Origin of the sequence: Ramlibacter sp. Leaf400, from assembly GCF_001424545.1 — a bacterium.
GTDB lineage: Bacteria > Pseudomonadota > Gammaproteobacteria > Burkholderiales > Burkholderiaceae_C > Ramlibacter.
The window spans coordinates 69,873-87,649 of the sequence record NZ_LMQL01000010.1; the positions used below are offsets into that span (position 1 = coordinate 69,873).

The window sequence follows — 17,777 nt, forward strand, 5'->3', positions numbered from 1 at the left end:
TTCACCAGATCCGCCACCAGGGCCGGTCAGGGTCGCTCTTGGAGCCCTTGGTCAGGTACTCGCTCTGGGGATAGTTCTTCTCCAGCACGCGGCGGCTGTCGTCGCGCAGCTCGGGCATGCCCAGCGCGTCGTACGAGCGCACCAGGATGAAGAGGGCCTCCTCGAGGGCCGGCACGTCGCGGTAGTCCGCCAGCGCCGACTGGGCGCGGTTGATCGCCGCCACGTAGGCGCCGCGGGTGTAGTAGTAGCGCGCCACGTGCACCTCGGACTGCGCCAGCGAGTTGACGATGTACGTCATGCGGGCGCGCGCGTCCGGCGTGTAGCGCGATTCGGGGTAGCGGCCGACCAGCTCGCGGAAGGCCTCGAACGATTCCTTGGCCGCCTTCTGGTCGCGCTCGGACAGGTCCTGGCGGGCCAGCCATGAGAACATGCCCAGGTTGTCGTTGAAGTTGACCAGGCCCTTGAGGTAGAGCGCGTAGTCGACCGCGGGGCTGGCCGGATGCAGCTTCATGAAGCGGTCCAGCGTGGCGATGGCCTGGGCCTGCTCGCCGGCCTTGTACTGCGCGTAGGCCTTTTCCAGCTGGGCCTGCTGCGCCAGCGGGGTGCCGGCGGCGCGGCCTTCCAGCTTCTCGAACAGGGGCACGGCCTTGTCGTACGAGCCGGCGTTGAGTTCGTCGCGCGCTTCGGCGTAGATGCGGTTCGGGCTCCAGGCCGCCGTCTTGTCCTCGGGGGTGGAGGAGCAGGCCGCCAGCAGCAGGAGCGCGGTGCCGACGACACCGGATAATTTCGCACGAAGCATGGACCGCAGACCTTCTTGAAACAGGGCCACAAGATTATAGAAGCGCCCCCCGGGCCGGACCCCGCGCCGCCGCTGGCGGACGACGAGGCCGAAGGCGAAGCCGCGTCCGAGCTGCGGCAGTTCGCCGTCGACGAGGCGCGGCATGGCCGCCGCCTCGACCACGCGCTGGCCGAACTGGTGCCCGAGTTCTCGCGCAGCTACCTGCAGCAGCTGGTGAACGGCGGCGCCGTCCTCCTGAACGGCCGCCGCGTGGCGCGTGCCGCGCACCGCGTGAAGGCCGGCGACGCGATCGCGGTCGAACTGCGGCCCACGCCCCAGAGCCTGGCCTTCCGCCCCGAGCCCATGCCGCTGGCCGTGGTGCACGAGGACGAACACCTGCTCGTGATCGACAAGCCGCCGGGGCTGGTCGTGCATCCGGCGCCGGGCAACTGGACCGGCACGCTGCTCAATGGCCTGCTGGCGCGCGACGAACGCGCCGGCCTGCTGCCTCGCGCGGGGATCGTCCATCGCCTGGACAAGGACACCAGCGGCCTGATGGTGGTGGCGCGCACCCGCGCCACGATGGACGCCCTGGTGAAGTTGATCGCCGCGCGCGAGGTGACACGGCAGTACCTCGCGCTGGCGCAGGGCCGCTGGCGCGGCGACACCACCCGCGTCGTCACGGCGCCGATCGGACGTGATCCGCGCAACCGGCTGCGCATGGCGGTGGTCGGTCCGAACGATCCGGGCAAGCCCGCGATGACCACCTTCGAGCTGCTCGATGCGGCCGACCAGGGCTGCCTGGTGCGGGCCAGCCTGCACACCGGCCGGACCCACCAGATCCGCGTGCACATGGCGCACCTGGGGCACCCGCTTGTGGGCGATGCCCTGTACGGCGGCAGCATGGAAAGCGGCCTGGGCCGGCAGGCGCTGCACGCCTTCCGGCTCGCTTTCCGCCACCCGATGACGGGAGAGGCGCTGGACTTCGCGTCGGCCCTTCCGGCCGACCTGGTGCACGGGCTGTCGTCCTGGGGGCTGCGTTACAATCCGGCTCCGGCGATGGCGCCTCCCGCCATGCCCGCCGGGCCTGCCGCACAGCCTGCGGGAGGCCGGCCCCGGCGATGACGCCGCCCCGCCCACCGGGCCCATGACTGGCGCGCCGCCGGCGCCCGATCCAGCCAGGAAGTACGCAAGAACATGAATACCGCGGATGCCAAGCGCGTCCTCGAAACCGCGTTGATCTGTTCGCAGCAGCCGCTGCCGCTGCGCGAGCTGCGCGTGCTGTTCAGCGACGAGCTGGGCGCCGACACCGTCCGCTCGCTGCTGGAGGACCTGCAGCACGACTGGGCGCAGCGCGGCGTCGAGCTGGTCTGCGTGGCCAGCGGCTGGCGCTTCCAGAGCCGCCCCGAGATGCGCGAGTACCTCGACCGGCTCCACCCCGAGAAACCGCCGCGCTACACCCGCGCCACGCTCGAGACGCTGGCCATCATCGCCTACCGGCAGCCGGTCACGCGCGGCGACATGGAAGACATCCGCGGCGTCACCATCAACACGCAGATCCTCAAGCAGCTCGAGGACCGCGGCTGGGTCGAGGTGATCGGCCACCGCGAGGCGGCCGGCCGCCCGGCGCTCTACGCCACCACCCGGCAGTTCCTCGACGACCTCGGCCTGGGCTCGCTGGACCAGTTGCCGATGCTGGAGTCGCCCTCGCAGCAGGTCGCCGCCCTGGCCGGCCTGGCCGCCGGCGACGATTCGCTGCAGCCGGCCCTGGCCATCGACGGCCCCGACACCGCGTCCGACGCTGCCACCGAGCCGCCGGCCCCCGACGCGGCCGCCACCCACACCTCTTCCCCCTCCGATGATGTTCCGCCGGGCGAACCCGGCGATGCGGCCCCCGCCGCGCTGACCTGAAGTCCCCATGAACCCCACCGACCAGCCCGCCGCGGACGATTCCTCCGCTCCTCCGGAAGACCAGGAACAGGCGGCTCGGCAGGCCGCGCCCGAAACCGCGGCGGACCTGCAGGACGCGGCGCAGGCCGGCCCTCGCGCCGAGGCCGAACCCAAGCTCCAGCCACAGCCCCAGCCCCACCCGCGCGTCGACAACTCCTCCGACGACGAGGACGAGGACGAGGATGACGGCGAGGACCGTGACGATGACGACGAGGACGACGAGGACGACGAGGACCGGCCGAGGGGCCGGCGCGATCGTCCCGCGCCGGTGCCGCCGGCCGAGCCGATCCGCTTCGAGGACGTGGTGTCCGGCCGCTTCGACGAGCAGGAGGTCAGCACCGAGGCCGCCGCGCCCAAGCGAGTGCTGGCGCCGCAGGCCGAGACGCCCAAGCTGCACAAGGTGCTGGCCCAGGCCGGCCTGGGCTCGCGGCTGGAGATGGAACAGCTGATCATGGAAGGGCGGATCTCGGTCAACAACGAGCCCGCCCACATCGGCCAGCGCATCCAGTGGGGCGACCAGATCAAGGTCAACGGCCGGCCGATCAAGGTGCGCATCGCGCCGCCCGCCGCCCGCGTGATCGCCTACCACAAGCCGGTGGGCGAGGTGGTGACGCACGACGATCCGCAGAACCGTCCCACCGTGTTCCGCAAGCTGCCCCGGCTGCAACAGGGCAAGTGGCAGTCGGTCGGCCGCCTGGACTTGAACACCGAAGGGCTGCTGCTCTTCACCAGCTCGGGCGAACTGGCCAACCGGCTGATGCACCCGCGCTTCGGCCTGGAGCGCGAATACGCGGTGCGCGTGCTGGGCGCGCTCTCCTCCGACGAGAAGGCGCGGCTGCTGGAAGGCATCGAGCTGGACGATGGCAGGGCCCAGTTCGGCGCCATCGAGGATGGCGGCGGAGAGGGCGCCAACACCTGGTACCGCGTGACGATCTCGGAAGGCCGCAACCGCGAGGTGCGCCGCCTGTTCGAGGCGCTCGGCCATGCGGTCAGCCGCCTCATCCGCATCCGCTACGGCGCCATGGTGCTGCCGCGCGGCCTCAAGCGCGGCGCCTGGCTGGAGCTGGACGAGCGCGACATCCGCGCGTTGACGCAGGCCTCGGGCGGCCCGCTGTCCGGCGAGCGCATGGGTGAAGGCGAGGGCGGCGGCAAATCGCGCAACAACCGCCGGCGCGGCAACCGCAGCGGCGGCCCGCGGCCGGACGGCAGCAACCGCGGCAACGGCCAGCCCGGCGGCAGGGGCGGTCCCGGCGGCCAGCCCCAGCAGCAGCGCCGGTCCAAGGACCGCTCCGGCGGGGGTGGCGGTGGCGGTGGCGGCAACAACTCGCAGCCCGATCCGATGAAGACCTCGTTCGGCTACATCGGTGCCGACAGCTTCATGCGCCACCGGCAAGGACCGGGCGGCGGTGGAGGCGGCGGAGGCGGGGGTGGCCCTCGCCGCGGCGGCGGAGGTGGTGGCGGCGGTGGCGGCGGCGGCGGCGGCGGCGGTGGCCAAGGCGGTCCTCGTCGCGGCGGCGGCCGCGGCGGCCGCTGAAGCCCTCGTTGCGGGGGCGGCGTACTGCCTCCGGGTTAAAATATCGGGCTTTGCCGAACTTTCGCGCCTCGGCATGAACCAACGGCGCGCTTTCCCACAACAAATCGACAGGTAGCTTCCAAATGGCGATCGAACGCACTCTTTCCATCATCAAGCCGGACGCCGTGGCCAAGAACGTGATCGGCCAGATCTACGCCCGCTTCGAGGCCGCCGGCCTGAAGGTCATCGCCGCGAAGATGGCGCATCTGTCCCGCCAGGACGCCGAGCAGTTCTACGCCGTGCACAAGGCCCGCCCGTTCTTCAAGGACCTGGTGGACTTCATGATCTCCGGCCCGGTGATGATCCAGGTGCTGGAAGGCGAGAACGCCATCCTCAAGAACCGTGACCTGATGGGCGCCACCGACCCGAAGAAGGCCGACAAGGGCACCATCCGCGCCGACTTCGCCGACAGCATCGACGCCAACGCGGTGCACGGCTCCGACGCTCCCGAAACCGCCAAGGTCGAAGTCTCGTTCTTCTTCCCGGGCATGAACGTCTACTCCCGCTGACGGGAGACTGCATGCGATGACGGCCAGTCCTGAGCTTGGCCCCCGGGCCAACCTCCTCGAATTCGATCTCGAAGGGCTGGCCGCGTTCTGCGAGACGCTGGGGGAGAAGCGTTTCCGCGCCACGCAGTTGTTCCGCTGGATCCACCAGCGGGGCGCGCGCGATTTCGACCAGATGAGCGACCTGGCCAAGTCGTTGCGCGAAAAGCTCAAGTCCGTCGCCACCCTGGAGGCCCTGCCGGTCATCTCCCGGCACGAGTCCGCCGACGGCACCATCAAATGGCTGTTCGACGTGCGTGACGGCAACGCCGTCGAAGCGGTGTTCATCCCCGAGGACGACCGCGGCACGCTGTGCGTGTCGTCCCAGGCCGGCTGCGCCGTGGGTTGCCGCTTCTGCTCCACCGGGCACCAGGGCTTCTCGCGCAACCTGACCACCGGCGAGATCGTCGCCCAGCTCTGGTTCGCCGAGCACTTCCTGCGCGGCCACCTCAAGACCGGCGAGCGCGTCATCTCCAACGTGGTGATGATGGGCATGGGCGAGCCGCTGCAGAACTACTCGGCGCTCGTTCCGGCGCTGCGCGTCATGCTGGACGACCACGGCTACGGCCTGTCGCGCCGGCGCGTGACCGTCTCCACCTCGGGGGTCGTGCCGATGATGGACCGCCTGGGCGAGGACTGCCCGGTGGCGCTGGCCGTCTCCCTGCATGCGCCGAACGACCCGCTGCGCGACAACCTCGTCCCCCTGAACCGCAAGTACCCGCTGGCCGAACTGCTGGACGCGTGCAACCGCTATCTGGAGCACGCGCCGCGCGACTTCATCACCTTCGAGTACTGCATGCTGGACGGGGTCAACGACCAGCCGGAGCACGCAGCGCAGCTGGTCGACCTGGTGCGGCACCACGCCGGACGCGGCGTCAGCTGCAAGCTGAACCTGATTCCCTTTAATCCATTTCCCCAGTCCGGGCTGACGCGATCGCCCAACACCCGGGTGGCAGCCTTCGCGAAATTGCTGAGTGATGCTGGTATCGTCACCACCGTGCGCAAGACGAGAGGGGACGACATCGATGCCGCCTGCGGCCAGCTGGCCGGCGACATCAAGGACCGCACCCGCGTGGGCCAACGCATCGCCCAGCAGCGCACCATGATGCTGAAACCGGTGCCCGTCGGCGCCGGCTCCAAGGAGACCTGAGCATGAAGCGCAGCGTGGGGATGGTGGGGCTGCTGGCGGCAGCCATGCCGTGGGCGGGACTGTTGTCCGCGGCCTTGGTGCTGGGAGGCTGCGCCGCGACCGGCGCCAGCGGCGGTTCGTCCGAGATCCAGACGGCTTTCGACGAAACCGACGAGCGCCGCCGAGCCCGCATCCGCATGGAGCTTGCGGTCGGCTACTTCGAGCAGGGCCAGACCACCGTTGCCCTCGACGAACTCAAGCACGTGATCGCGGCGGACCCGAGCTTTTCCGACGCGTACAACCTGCGCGGCCTGATCTACATGCGCCTGAACGACGTCCGCCAGGCGGAGGACAGCTTCAAGCGCGCCGTCTCGCTCAACTCGCGCGATGGCAACAGCGTCCACAACCTCGGCTGGTTGTACTGCCAGCAGCGCCGCTTCGACGAGGCTGACAAGGCGTTCGAGCAGGCGATCACCAATCCCCAGTACGGCGACCGTGCCAAGACGCTCATGACGCAGGGCCTGTGCCTCAATCGCGCCGGCAAGCGGGTCGAGGCGGAGAAGAGCCTGGCGCGCGCCTACGAGCTCGACGCGGGCAATCCCATCATCGGCTACAACCTCGCGTCGCTGCTGTACGACCGGGGCGAGCTGCAGCGCTCGCAGTTCCTGGTGCGCCGCCTGAACAACAGCCAGCTGGCCAACGCCGAGACGCTGTGGCTGGGCATCAAGGTCGAGCGCAAGCTCGGCGACCGCGTCGCCATGGCCCAGCTGTCCGACCAGCTCAAGCGCCGCTTCCCGCAATCGCGCGAGGTCGGGCGCCTGGATCGCGGAGCCTTCGATGAGTGAGGCCGCCGCCCTGGACACCGGCCCGAGCGCGGGCACGCTGCTGCGCCGCGCGCGCGAGGCCGCCGGCCTGCACGTGGCCGCGCTGGCGGTGTCGCTCAAGGTGCCGGTGCGCAAGCTCGAGGCGCTGGAGAACGACCGCTACGACCAGCTGCCCGATGCGGTGTTCACCCGCGCGCTGGCCTCCAGCGTCTGCCGCACGCTCAAGGTCGACGCCCAGCCGATCCTCGACCGGCTGCCCCAGAGCGCCGTGCCGCGCCTGGTGCCCGACACCGAAGCCATCGGCGCGCCGTTCCGGGCGCCTGGCGACGCCGCCCCGCCGGGCTGGCAGGAATCCCTCAAGCGGCCGGTGACGCTGGCCGTCGGCGGCCTGCTCCTGGGCGCCATCGCCATCCTGCTGCTGCCCAACCTGCGCGGCAGCGAAGTCCCGGTGGCCGCGCCCGCCGCGGAGACCCCGGCCGTGCCCATGGCCGAACCGGTGGTCGTGCCCGCGGCCACCGCAGGGCAGGTCACGACCATGGTGGACATCCCCCGGCCGGCCGGCGCCGCGCCGGGCGCCGTGCCGTCCACGGGCGCCGTGACCGTTCCTTCCCAGCCTTCGACCATCTCCACCACCGTCGGCACGCCTGCGGCCGCGCCTGCGAGCGCCCCGGTGGCCTCCCCCAACGCCGCCGCGGCAGCCGCCGCCGGCATCGTCGTCTTCAAGGCCAGTGGGCCGTCCTGGGTCGAGGTCACCGACCGGCAGGGCAACGTTTCGCTGCGCCGCCTGCTGGCCGCCGGCGAGAGCGCCGGCGCCACGGGCACGCTGCCGCTGGCCGTCACCATCGGCAGCGTCAACACGACTGCCGTGGAGGTGCGCGGCAAGCCGTTCGACCTGCGGCCGGTGTCGCGCGACAACGTCGCCCGCTTCGAGATCAAGTAATGCTCCCCACTCCCTGCCTGCCGGTCCTGCCGGCCGCTCCCGCTTCCCGACGCACCCGCCAGGCCAGCATCGCCTGGGGCTCGCGCGTGGTCACCGTGGGCGGCGACGCCCCGGTGCGCGTGCAGTCGATGACCAACACCGACACCGAGGACGCCATCGCCACCGCCATCCAGGTCAAGGAGCTGGCCGTGGCCGGCTCCGAGGTGGTCCGCATCACGGTCAACACGCCCGAAGCCGCCAGGCAGGTGCCCTACATCCGCGAGCAGCTGGACCGCATGGGCATCGACGTGCCGCTGATCGGCGACTTCCACTACAACGGCCACCGGCTGCTGACCGAATTTCCCGACTGCGCGCAGGCGCTGTCCAAGTACCGCATCAACCCCGGCAACGTGGGCAAGGGCGACAAGCGCGACCGGCAGTTCGGCCAGATGATCGAAGCCGCCATGCGCTGGAACAAGCCGGTGCGCATCGGCGTCAACTGGGGCAGCCTCGACCAGGAGCTGCTCGCCTCGCTGATGGACGAGAACCACGCGCGCGCCGAGCCCTGGGAAGCGCGCAGCGTGATGTACGAGGCGCTGATCATGTCGGCCATCGAATCGGCCAAACGGGCCGAGGAGATGGGCATGCCCGGCCACCAGATCATCCTGTCGTGCAAGGTCAGCGGCGTGCAGGACCTGATCTCGGTGTACCGCGAACTGGCGCGCCGCTGCGACTACGCGCTGCACCTGGGCCTGACCGAGGCCGGCATGGCCACCAAGGGAACCGTCGCCTCCAGCGTCGCGCTGGGCATCCTGCTGCAGGAAGGCATCGGCGACACCATCCGCGTGTCGCTCACGCCGCAGCCGGGCGAGTCGCGCACGCAGGAGGTGCTGATCGCCTCCGAGATCCTGCAGGCGCTGGGCCTGCGGGTGTTCGTGCCCAGCGTGACCGCCTGCCCGGGCTGCGGCCGCACCACCAGCACCACCTTCCAGGAACTGGCCAAGCAGATCGACGACCACCTGCGCGCCAACATGCCGCTGTGGCGCAGCAAGTACCCGGGCGTCGAGAACCTGCGGGTCGCCGTCATGGGCTGCATCGTCAACGGCCCGGGCGAGAGCAAGCATGCCGACATCGGCATCAGCCTGCCCGGCACCGGCGAGGCCCCGGCCGCGCCGGTGTTCATCGACGGCCAGAAGGCCCTGACGCTTCGCGGCGAGAACATCGCCGCCGAATTCCACCGCATCGTCGAGGACTACATCGACAAGCGTTTCGGCTCCGTCGCCGAAACCGCCTGATCCCCGGATTGACAAGCCCCCATGGCTGACAAACTCAGTGCCGTCAAAGGCATGAACGACATCCTGCCGGCCTCGGTGCCGCGCACGGACAAGCTGCCGGACTCGGCGCTGTGGCAATGGTTCGAGTCGGCCGTGCGCACGGTGCTCGCGCGCTACGGCTACCAGTACCTGCTGACGCCCATCGTCGAGCCCACCGCGCTGTTCGTGCGCGGCCTCGGGGAGGTCACCGACATCGTCGAGAAGGAGATGTACTCCTTCGTCGACGCCATGAACGGCGACCGCCTCACGCTGCGCCCCGAGGCCACCGCCGGCATCGTGCGCGCCATGATCGAGCACAACGCCCTGTACAACGGGCCGCTTCGCATCTGGACGCTGGGCCCGATGTTCCGCCACGAGCGCCCGCAGAAGGGCCGCTACCGGCAGTTCCACCAGCTGGACGTGGAGGCCCTGGGCTACGCCGGCCCGGACGTCGACGCCGAGATGATCCTGATGGCGCGCTCGCTCTGGCGCGAGCTGGGCCTGGTCGAGGGCCGCCACGTGCGGCTGGAGATCAACAGCCTGGGCCAGCCCGACGAGCGCCGCGCCCACCGCGACGCGCTGGTGCGCCACTTCGAGCAGAACGCGGCGACGCTGGATGCCGACGCCCAGCGCCGCCTGCACAGCAACCCGCTGCGCATACTGGACAGCAAGAACCCGGCGATGCAGGCGCTGATCGAAGACGCGCCGCGGCTGATGGACTTCCTCGGCGAAGCGTCCAAAGCGCACTTCGACGCCGTGCGCGCCACGCTCGACGCGGTCGGCCTGGAGTACCGGGTCAACACGCGCCTGGTGCGCGGCATGGACTACTACAACCTCACCGTGTTCGAGTGGGTGACCGACCAGCTCGGCTCCCAGGGCACGGTGTGCGGCGGCGGCCGCTACGACGGCCTGATCGGCCAGCTGGGCGGCAAGCCGGCGCCGGCGGTCGGCTTCGGCCTGGGCATCGAACGCCTGCTGCTGCTGATCCAGGAGCTGGGCCTGCCCGTGCCCGACGCGTCGCCCGATGCCTATGCGGTGGTGCCGGCCGACGCGCCGCTGCCCAAGGTGATCGCCACGGTGGAGGCGCTGCGCGCCGCCGGCGTGCGGGTACTGCAGCACGCCGCCGGGCCCGACGGCCTGGGCAGCCTGAAGTCGCAGTTCAAGAAGGCCGACGCGAGCGGCGCCCGCTACGCGCTGGTGTTCGGCGGCGACGAGCTCGCGGCCGGCGACGTCACGGTCAAGGCGCTGCGCGACGGCTCGGGGGCGCAGCAGCGCCGCCCGCTGGCCGATGCGGCCGCCTGGGCCCAGACCCTGAAGAGCTGATCTCCCTCGTCACTACAATGCCCGGTTGCCCCGTCCGGGCACAAGGACCCCATGGCCTCGCATCTCGACCTCGAAGAACAGGAGCAGCTTGACCAGATCAAGCACTTCTGGAAGACCTACGGCAACCTCATCTCCTGGCTGCTGATCGTCGTGTTCGGCTCCATCGCCGCCATGAACGGCTGGCAGTGGTACCAGCGCACCCAGTCGTCCAAGGCCTCGGGCCTGTACGAGGAGGTGGAGCGCGCGGTGCGCGGTGGCGACCTCGCGCGGGCCGAGCAGGGCTTCGCGGACGTCAAGGACAAGTACGGCAGCACGGTGTTCGCGCAGCAGGCCGGCCTGATGGTGGCCCAGGCCGCGGCCGACAAGGGCAAGCCCGACGCGGCCAAGGCGGCCCTGCAGTGGGTGGCGGACAAGTCCTCCGACGAAGGCCTGCAGGCGGTGGCGCGCCTGCGCCTGGCGGGGCTGCTGGTCGAGACCAAGGCCTACGACGAGGCGCTCAAGCAGCTCGGCGCCGAGGTGCCCGAGGAATTCAAGGCGCTGGTGGCCGACCGCCGCGGCGACATCTACAACCTGCAGGGCAAGAAGGCCGAAGCCAAGGCCGAGTACAGCAAGGCCTACCAGGGCCTGGCCGAAGGCGCCGAGTACCGGCGCCTGCTGGAGGTCAAGCTCACCGCGCTCGGCGTGGATCCCAAGAGCCTGGCCCCGGCCAAGGAGGCCACGTCCGGGACCGCCAAGTCATGAGGGCGGCAACGCAAGGGATGTTCCAGCGCGGGATCGCCGCAGCGGCCGTGGCCCTGGTCCTGGCGGGCTGCTCCTCGCTGCCGTTCTTCGGCGGCGCCGACAAGCCCAAGGCGGCGGAGCTGCCGCCGAACCCGGCCACGCTCGGCATCCGGCCGGCGTGGAACAACAAGGTCGGCGAGGTGGGCTTCCCGCTGGCCGTCAACGTCAGCGGCAACCAGCTCGCCGTGGCCAGCAGCGACGGCACGGTGGCCGTGCTGGATGCGGCCACCGGCGGCGACCTGTGGCGCGCCAGCGTGGGCGCGCCGATCGCCGCCGGCGTCGGCAGCGACGGCACCACCGCGGCGGTGGTGACGCAAGCCAATGAAGTGGTCGCGCTCTCGGGCGGCAAGGTGCTCTGGCGCGAGAAGATCCCGGCCCAGGCCTACACCGCGCCGCTGGTGGCGGGCAACCGCGTCTTCGTGCTGGCCGCCGACCGTTCGGTGATCGCCTTCGACGGCCAGACCGGCCGCCGCCTGTGGAGCCAGTCGCGTCCCGGCGAGCCCCTGGTGCTTCGCCAGGCCGGCGTGCTGCTGGCTGTGGGCGACACGCTGGTGGCGGGGCAGGGCGGCCGCCTGGCGGGGCTGAACCCGGCCAACGGCAGCATCCGCTGGGAAGCGCCGATCGCCACGCCGCGCGGCACCAACGACGTCGAGCGCCTGGTCGATCTGGTCGGCCGCGTCAGCCGGGTGGGCAACTCGGTCTGCGCGCGGGCCTTCCAGGCTTCGGTGGGCTGCGTCGACGCCAACCGCGGCACGGTGGCCTGGACCAAGCCGGCCAACGGCGGCGAAGGCGTGAGCGGCGACGAGCGCATGGTCATCGGCACCGAGTCCGACGGCCGCATCGTCGCCTGGCGCCGCGATTCCGGCGAGCGTGCCTGGGTGCACGACAAACTGCTGTACCGCGGGTTGGGCACGCCCCTCGTGGTGGGCAGCTCGGTGGCCGTGGGCGACAGCACCGGCCTCCTGCACGTGCTCTCGCGCGACGACGGCACGCTGCGCACCCGCGTCACCACCGACGGCAGCCCCGTGGCGGCAGCGCCGGTGGTGGCGGGCACCACCCTGGTCGTGGTCACGCGCGCGGGCGGCGTCCACGCCTTCGTTCCGCAATAACTGAAAGACCGGGTGGCACCATGAAACCCGTGATGGCCCTGGTGGGCCGCCCGAACGTCGGCAAGTCGACGCTGTTCAACCGCCTGACCAAGTCGCGCGACGCCATCGTGGCCGACTTCGCCGGCCTCACGCGCGACCGCCACTACGGCAACGCCAAACACGGCAAGCACGAGTTCATCGTGGTCGACACCGGCGGCTTCGAGCCGACGGCCGAGAGCGGCATCTACTCGGAGATGGCCAAGCAGACCCGGCAGGCGGTGGCCGAAGCCGACGTCGTGGTCTTCGTGGTCGATGCGCGCGGCGGCCTCTCGGCGCAGGACCACGACATCGGCAACTACCTGCGCAAGCTGGGCAAGCCCACCGTGCTGGCGGCCAACAAGGCCGAGGGCATGACCGAGGGCGTGCAGCTGTCCGAGTTCTACGAGCTGGGCCTGGGCGAGGTGCATCCCGTCTCGGCCGCGCACGGCCAGGGCATCCGCAGCCTGGTGGAGGTCGCGTTCGAGCCCCTGAACCTGCCCGACGAGGAGGAAGAAGCGGGCGAGGCCGAGGAGGGCGTGATCAAGCTGGCCGTGGCCGGCCGGCCCAACGTGGGCAAGTCCACCCTCATCAACACCTGGCTGGGCGAGGAGCGCCTGGTCGCCTTCGACCTGCCGGGCACGACGCGCGATGCGATCACGGTGCCCTTCGAGCGGGGCGGGCAGAAGTACGAGCTGATCGACACCGCCGGACTGCGCCGCAAGGGCAAGGTGTTCGAGGCGATCGAGAAGTTCTCGGTGGTCAAGACGCTGCAGGCCATCGAGTCGGCCAACGTCGTGCTGCTGCTGCTGGACGCCACGCAGGGCGTGACCGACCAGGACGCGCACATCGCCGGCTACATCCTGGAGAGCGGCCGCGCGGTGGTGCTCGCGGTCAACAAGTGGGACGCGGTGGACGAGTACCAGCGCGAACAGCTGCAGCGCCAGATCGAGGCGCGGCTGGCCTTCCTGAAATTCGCGTCGCTGCACCTGATCTCGGCCAGGAAGCGGCAGGGCCTGGGCCCGGTCTGGACCTCGATAGCGCAGGCGCACAAGTCGGCGATGACCAAGATGCCCACGCCGGTGCTCACGCGGCTGCTGCAGGAAGCCGTGCAGTTCCAGTCGCCCAAGCGCGCGGGCATGTTCCGCCCCAAGCTGCGCTACGCGCACCAGGGGGGCATGAACCCGCCGGTGATCATCGTGCACGGCAACTCGCTGGAGCACGTCACCGATGCGTACAAACGCTTCCTGGAGGGCCGGTTCCGCAAGGAATTCAACCTCATCGGCACGCCGCTGCGCATCGAGATGAAGACCTCGAAGAACCCTTACGCCGACAAGGAGTAGGGCGTGCGCGATGCTCCACGGCGGAGCGCGCCCTTGAAGCGGATGGGTCCGTCCCCATGTGCTGCCGTATCGAAAGCAAACTACTTGCACAGCTGTGTTGCTGTGGTAAGGTGCGTTTTCCAACAACACCCCGAACACGGAGAATATCGTGAGCAACAAAGGGCAGCTTCTACAAGACCCGTTCCTGAACACGCTGCGACGTGAGCATGTGCCGGTGTCGATCTACCTGGTCAACGGGATCAAGCTGCAGGGGCAGATCGAGTCTTTCGACCAGTACGTGGTCCTCCTGCGCAACACCGTGACGCAGATGGTCTACAAGCACGCCATTTCCACCATCGTCCCCGGTCGCGCCGTGAACTTCACCACGGCCGAGAGCAACGAAGCCGCCGCCAGCTGACCGCGAGCACGCGGTGCGTGCGCTCCCCGCCGGGCGTGTCCATCCCTGATACCCCCGGATTCCCCGTTTTGTCCGACTCCCAAGCAAGACCCGCCGCCCCCACGATCCTCGTCGGGGTGGACCTCGGCCTGCCGCATTTCGACGCCGAACTCCAGGAGCTCGGCGAACTCGCGCGCACAGCGGGCCTCGAGCCCGTCGCGCGCATGACCGCCAAGCGCAAGGCGCCCGATGCGGCGCTGTTTGTCGGGCGCGGCAAAGCCGACGAGATCAAGGCGCTGGCCGAAGAGACCGGCGCCACCGAGGTGCTGTTCGACCAGTCGCTCAGCCCCGGCCAGCAGCGCAACCTGGAACGCCACCTCGGCCTGCCGGTCAACGACCGCACGCTGCTGATCCTGGAGATCTTCGCGCAGCGCGCCCGCAGCCACGAAGGCAAGCTGCAGGTCGAACTGGCGCGACTGCAGTACGTGAGCACACGGCTGGTGCGGCGGTGGTCGCACCTGGAGCGCCAGACAGGCGGCGCCGGCGTTCGCGGCGGCCCGGGCGAAAAGCAGATCGAACTCGACCGCCGGATGATCGGCGACGCCATCAAGCGCACGCGCGACCGGCTGGATAAGGTCAAAAAGCAGCGCCACACGCAGCGCCGCCAGCGCGAGCGGCAGGGCGCCTTCAACATCTCGCTGGTGGGCTACACCAACGCCGGCAAGTCGACGCTCTTCAATGCGCTGGTCAAGGCGCAGGCGTACGCGGCCGACCAGCTGTTCGCCACGCTGGACACCACCACGCGCCGGATGTACCTCGACGACGTCGAGGGCGGCTCGGGCGGCCGCTCCGTCTCGCTGTCCGACACGGTCGGGTTCATCCGCGACCTGCCGCACGGCCTGATCGACGCCTTCCAAGCCACGCTGCAGGAGGCGACCGATGCCGACCTGCTGCTGCACGTGGTCGACGCGGCCAACCCGCACCACCCCGAGCAGATCGCCGAGGTGCAGCGCGTGCTGCACGAGATCGGCGCCGACCAGGTTCCGCAGCTGCTGGTGTTCAACAAGCTCGACGCGCTGGACCCCTCGCAGCGGCCACGCCTGCGCAGCGACGTCTTCGAGCTCGAGGGCGCTCCGGTGCGCCGCGTGTTCGTCAGCAGCCGCACCGCCGATGGCTTGCCCACGCTGCGCCAGGAGCTCGCCGGGCGGGCCGCCGAGGCGGCGCGTCCGCAATCCCTTCAGACAAGTCCCGAATTGCACGATACCGCCGCCTGATTGGGCACAATCCAGCCAGACAACGAAGAGAAACACTCCCGAATGAAGCTCCCCCTGCCCGGCATCGGGTCCGCCCTCGGCGGACGCCTCAGAGGCATGTTCAACCTGAACGATCCCCGGTGGGGACGCGGCGGCGACGACGGCAAGGACAACCGTCCGGACCCGCAGCGCCCTGAGCGGGGCCCCAACCAGGGACCGCCCGACCTGGACGAACTCTGGCGCGATTTCAACCGGCGCCTCGGCGGCCTGTTCGGCGGCGGCCGCGGCCGCCGGCCCGACAACAACAACAACAACGGCTTCCAGCCCGACATGAAGAGCGCGGGCGTGGGCATCGGCCTGATCGCCGCGGTGCTGCTGCTGATCTGGCTGGGCACCGGCTTCTTCATCGTGCAGGAAGGCCAGCAGGCCGTGATCACGCAGTTCGGCCGCTACAAGTCGACCGTGGGCGCGGGCTTCAACTGGCGCCTGCCGTACCCGATCCAGCGCCACGAGGTCGTGTACGTCACCCAGATCCGCTCGGTCGACATCGGCCGCGACACGGTCATCAAGGCGACCGGCCTCAAGGAATCGGCGATGCTGACCCAGGACGAGAACATCCTGGACATCAAGTTCTCCGTGCAGTACCGCCTGAAGGACGCGCGCGCCTACCTGTTCGAGAGCAAGAACCCGGCCGAGACCGTGGTGCAGGCCGCCGAGACGGCCGTGCGCGAGGTGGTCGGCAAGATGCAGATGAACGCCGCGCTCGGCGAGGAGCGCGAGCAGATCGCCCCGCGCGTGCGCACGGTGATGCAGACCATCCTGGACCGCTACAAGGTCGGCATCGACGTCGTGGCCATCAACCTGCAGCAGGGCGGCGTGCGCGCGCCCGAGCAGGTGCAGGCCGCGTTCGACGACGTCAACAAGGCCGGCCAGGAGCGCGAGCGCCTGAAGAACGAAGGCGCGGCCTACGCCAACGACGTGATCCCGCGCGCGGCCGGTTCCGCCGCCCGCCTGCGCGAGGAGTCCGAGGCCTACAAGTCCCGCGTGGTCGCCCAGGCCCAGGGCGATGCACAGCGCTTCCGCTCGGTGCTCACCGAATACCAGAAGGCCCCCCAGGTCACGCGCGACCGCATGTACCTGGAGACCATGCAGCAGATCTACGCCAACGTCACCAAGGTGATGATCGATTCGCGCCAGGGCTCGAACCTGCTGTACCTGCCGCTGGACCGCATCCTGCAGCAGGTGTCGCAGGGCGGCGCCGCCGCCGTGGCCCCCGATCCGTCCGCGGCCCCCACGCCCCCGGCGGGCGGCGGCGCCGGCACCAGTTCGTCCCCGGACGTCCGCAACCGGGACACCAATGCCCGCGGCCGCGAACGCGAGTCGCGCTGACGGGAGCACCACGCAATGAACCGAATCGGATTTATCGGCGCAGCGGCCCTCGTGGCCCTGGCCCTGCTCAGCTCCACGCTCTTCGTCGTCGACCAGCGCCAGTTCGGCGTGGTCTACGCGCTCGGCCAGATCAAGGAAGTGATCACCGAGCCCGGCCTCAACTTCAAGCTGCCGCCGCCGTTCCAGAACGTCAGCTACATCGACAAGCGCCTGCTCAACCTCGACAGCAACGACACCACCCCGGTGCTCACCGCCGAGAAGCAGCCGGTGGTGATCGACTGGTTCGTGCGCTGGCGCATCACCGATCCCACCCAGTACATCCGCACCGTGGGCCTGGACGAGGCCACCGGCGCCAACCGCCTCTCCAACGTGGTGCGCAGCGCCTTCAACCAGGAGGTCAACAAGCGCACGGTGCGCGACCTGCTGTCGTCGCAGCGCGAGCAGCTGATGGCCGACGTGAAGGCCGAGGTGCTGGAGCAGGTCCGGGGCGGGCAGCCCTGGGGCATCGACGTCATCGACGTGCGGGTGACCCGCGTGGACTACAGCGAGGCCATCACCGAGTCGGTCTACCGCCGCATGGAAGCCGAGCGCCGCCGCGTGGCCAACGAGCTGCGGTCCACCGGCGCCGCCGAGAGCGAGAAGATCCGCGCCGATGCCGACCGCCAGCGCGAAGTGATCATCGCCAACGCCTACCGCGACGCGCAGAAGATCAAGGGCGAGGGCGATGGCCAGGCCGCCGCCATCTACGGCGACGCCTTCGGGCGCGACCCCCAGTTCGCCCAGTTCTACCGCAGCCTCGAAGCCTACCGCGCCACCTTCAACAAGCGTGCCGACGTGCTGGTGGTGGACCCGAGCGCGTCGGAGTTCTTCCGTGCCTTCCGCGGGCCGGGCGCCCCGGCCGGCGCGTCGGCACAGCCGGCGGCCCCGCGTCGCTGAGTTGGACAGCGACACGCTCTGGGCGGCCCTCGCCCTGGTGCTGGTGTTCGAGGGACTGTTCCCCCTGCTGGCGCCAGGCGGCTGGCGCAACACCTTCCGCAAGCTGCTCGATCTGAAGGACGGGCAGCTGCGGTTCTTCGGGTTGTGCAGCGTGGGGCTGGGGCTGGTCCTGCTCTGGTTCTCGACCTAGCCAGGCGCGTCCGGGGAAGGGCCGCAGAAGCC

18 protein-coding genes are annotated in these 17,777 nt (G+C 70.2%); 17 read left to right on the forward strand and 1 reads right to left on the reverse strand.

What is annotated here, in order from left to right; genetic code table 11:
- Position 1: 1 nt before the first annotated feature.
- Positions 2 to 799, reverse strand: coding sequence for an outer membrane protein assembly factor BamD (locus tag ASG30_RS11325; protein ID WP_055896099.1), 798 nt, complete (start codon positions 797 to 799; stop codon positions 2 to 4).
- Positions 800 to 814: 15 nt separating this feature from the next.
- Between ASG30_RS11325 and ASG30_RS11330 the strand changes: the two genes are divergently transcribed.
- From ASG30_RS11330 to ASG30_RS11410, 17 genes are all read left to right on the forward strand, one after another.
- Entirely contained in the window at positions 815 to 1,903 is a 1,089-nt protein-coding gene (locus tag ASG30_RS11330; RefSeq protein WP_082522045.1) for an RluA family pseudouridine synthase, read from the forward strand.
- Between the two features lie 72 nt (positions 1,904 to 1,975).
- The gene (gene scpB / locus ASG30_RS11335; RefSeq protein WP_082522046.1) at positions 1,976 to 2,689 is read left to right on the forward strand and encodes an SMC-Scp complex subunit ScpB; all 714 of its coding nucleotides are present in this window, start codon (positions 1,976 to 1,978) and stop codon (positions 2,687 to 2,689) included.
- A 7-nt stretch (positions 2,690 to 2,696) separates the two neighbouring features.
- Positions 2,697 to 4,262 carry a pseudouridine synthase gene (locus ASG30_RS11340; protein WP_082522047.1) on the forward strand — a complete coding sequence of 522 codons (1,566 nt, stop codon included), beginning with the start codon at positions 2,697 to 2,699 and terminating at the stop codon, positions 4,260 to 4,262.
- A gap of 122 nt (positions 4,263 to 4,384) precedes the next feature.
- Positions 4,385 to 4,810, forward strand: coding sequence for a nucleoside-diphosphate kinase (gene ndk / locus ASG30_RS11345; RefSeq protein ID WP_055896102.1), 426 nt, complete (start codon positions 4,385 to 4,387; stop codon positions 4,808 to 4,810).
- Positions 4,811 to 4,826: 16 nt separating this feature from the next.
- On the forward strand, positions 4,827 to 5,996 hold the full coding sequence (rlmN, locus tag ASG30_RS11350) for a 23S rRNA (adenine(2503)-C(2))-methyltransferase RlmN (protein WP_055896105.1): 1,170 nt from the start codon (positions 4,827 to 4,829) through the stop codon (positions 5,994 to 5,996).
- 2 nt (positions 5,997 to 5,998) lie between these two features.
- Positions 5,999 to 6,820 (forward strand): type IV pilus biogenesis/stability protein PilW, encoded by an 822-nt coding sequence (gene pilW / locus ASG30_RS11355; protein WP_082522048.1) that lies wholly within the window; start codon positions 5,999 to 6,001, stop codon positions 6,818 to 6,820.
- Positions 6,813 to 7,739: a helix-turn-helix domain-containing protein gene (locus tag ASG30_RS11360; RefSeq protein WP_055896107.1), complete on the forward strand. Its 927-nt coding sequence runs from the start codon at positions 6,813 to 6,815 to the stop codon at positions 7,737 to 7,739. Before pilW ends, ASG30_RS11360 begins: the two co-directional genes overlap by 8 nt.
- Positions 7,739 to 9,013, forward strand: coding sequence for a flavodoxin-dependent (E)-4-hydroxy-3-methylbut-2-enyl-diphosphate synthase (ispG, locus tag ASG30_RS11365; RefSeq protein WP_055896109.1), 1,275 nt, complete (start codon positions 7,739 to 7,741; stop codon positions 9,011 to 9,013). The genes ASG30_RS11360 and ispG overlap by 1 nt, the downstream gene beginning before the upstream one ends.
- A gap of 21 nt (positions 9,014 to 9,034) precedes the next feature.
- Positions 9,035 to 10,354: a histidine--tRNA ligase gene (gene hisS, locus ASG30_RS11370; protein ID WP_055896111.1), complete on the forward strand. Its 1,320-nt coding sequence runs from the start codon at positions 9,035 to 9,037 to the stop codon at positions 10,352 to 10,354.
- 51 nt (positions 10,355 to 10,405) lie between these two features.
- Positions 10,406 to 11,095, forward strand: coding sequence for a YfgM family protein (locus tag ASG30_RS11375; RefSeq protein ID WP_055896114.1), 690 nt, complete (start codon positions 10,406 to 10,408; stop codon positions 11,093 to 11,095).
- Positions 11,096 to 11,112: 17 nt separating this feature from the next.
- Complete coding sequence (gene bamB, locus ASG30_RS11380) at positions 11,113 to 12,243, forward strand: outer membrane protein assembly factor BamB (RefSeq protein WP_055896117.1); 1,131 nt, start codon at positions 11,113 to 11,115, stop codon at positions 12,241 to 12,243.
- A gap of 20 nt (positions 12,244 to 12,263) precedes the next feature.
- The gene (gene der, locus ASG30_RS11385; RefSeq protein WP_055896121.1) at positions 12,264 to 13,601 is read left to right on the forward strand and encodes a ribosome biogenesis GTPase Der; all 1,338 of its coding nucleotides are present in this window, start codon (positions 12,264 to 12,266) and stop codon (positions 13,599 to 13,601) included.
- Positions 13,602 to 13,749: 148 nt separating this feature from the next.
- Positions 13,750 to 13,998, forward strand: a complete 249-nt coding sequence (hfq, locus tag ASG30_RS11390; protein WP_055896124.1) for an RNA chaperone Hfq — start codon at positions 13,750 to 13,752, stop codon at positions 13,996 to 13,998.
- Positions 13,999 to 14,066: 68 nt separating this feature from the next.
- A complete protein-coding gene (gene hflX / locus ASG30_RS11395; protein WP_055896127.1) occupies positions 14,067 to 15,251 on the forward strand; it encodes a GTPase HflX in 1,185 nt (394 codons plus the stop codon).
- Between the two features lie 42 nt (positions 15,252 to 15,293).
- On the forward strand, positions 15,294 to 16,619 hold the full coding sequence (hflK, locus tag ASG30_RS11400; RefSeq protein ID WP_055896130.1) for an FtsH protease activity modulator HflK: 1,326 nt from the start codon (positions 15,294 to 15,296) through the stop codon (positions 16,617 to 16,619).
- A gap of 15 nt (positions 16,620 to 16,634) precedes the next feature.
- Complete coding sequence (gene hflC / locus ASG30_RS11405; RefSeq protein WP_055896131.1) at positions 16,635 to 17,555, forward strand: protease modulator HflC; 921 nt, start codon at positions 16,635 to 16,637, stop codon at positions 17,553 to 17,555.
- Between the two features lies 1 nt (position 17,556).
- A complete protein-coding gene (locus tag ASG30_RS11410; protein ID WP_055896133.1) occupies positions 17,557 to 17,745 on the forward strand; it encodes a DUF2065 domain-containing protein in 189 nt (62 codons plus the stop codon).
- Positions 17,746 to 17,777: the final 32 nt, after the last annotated feature.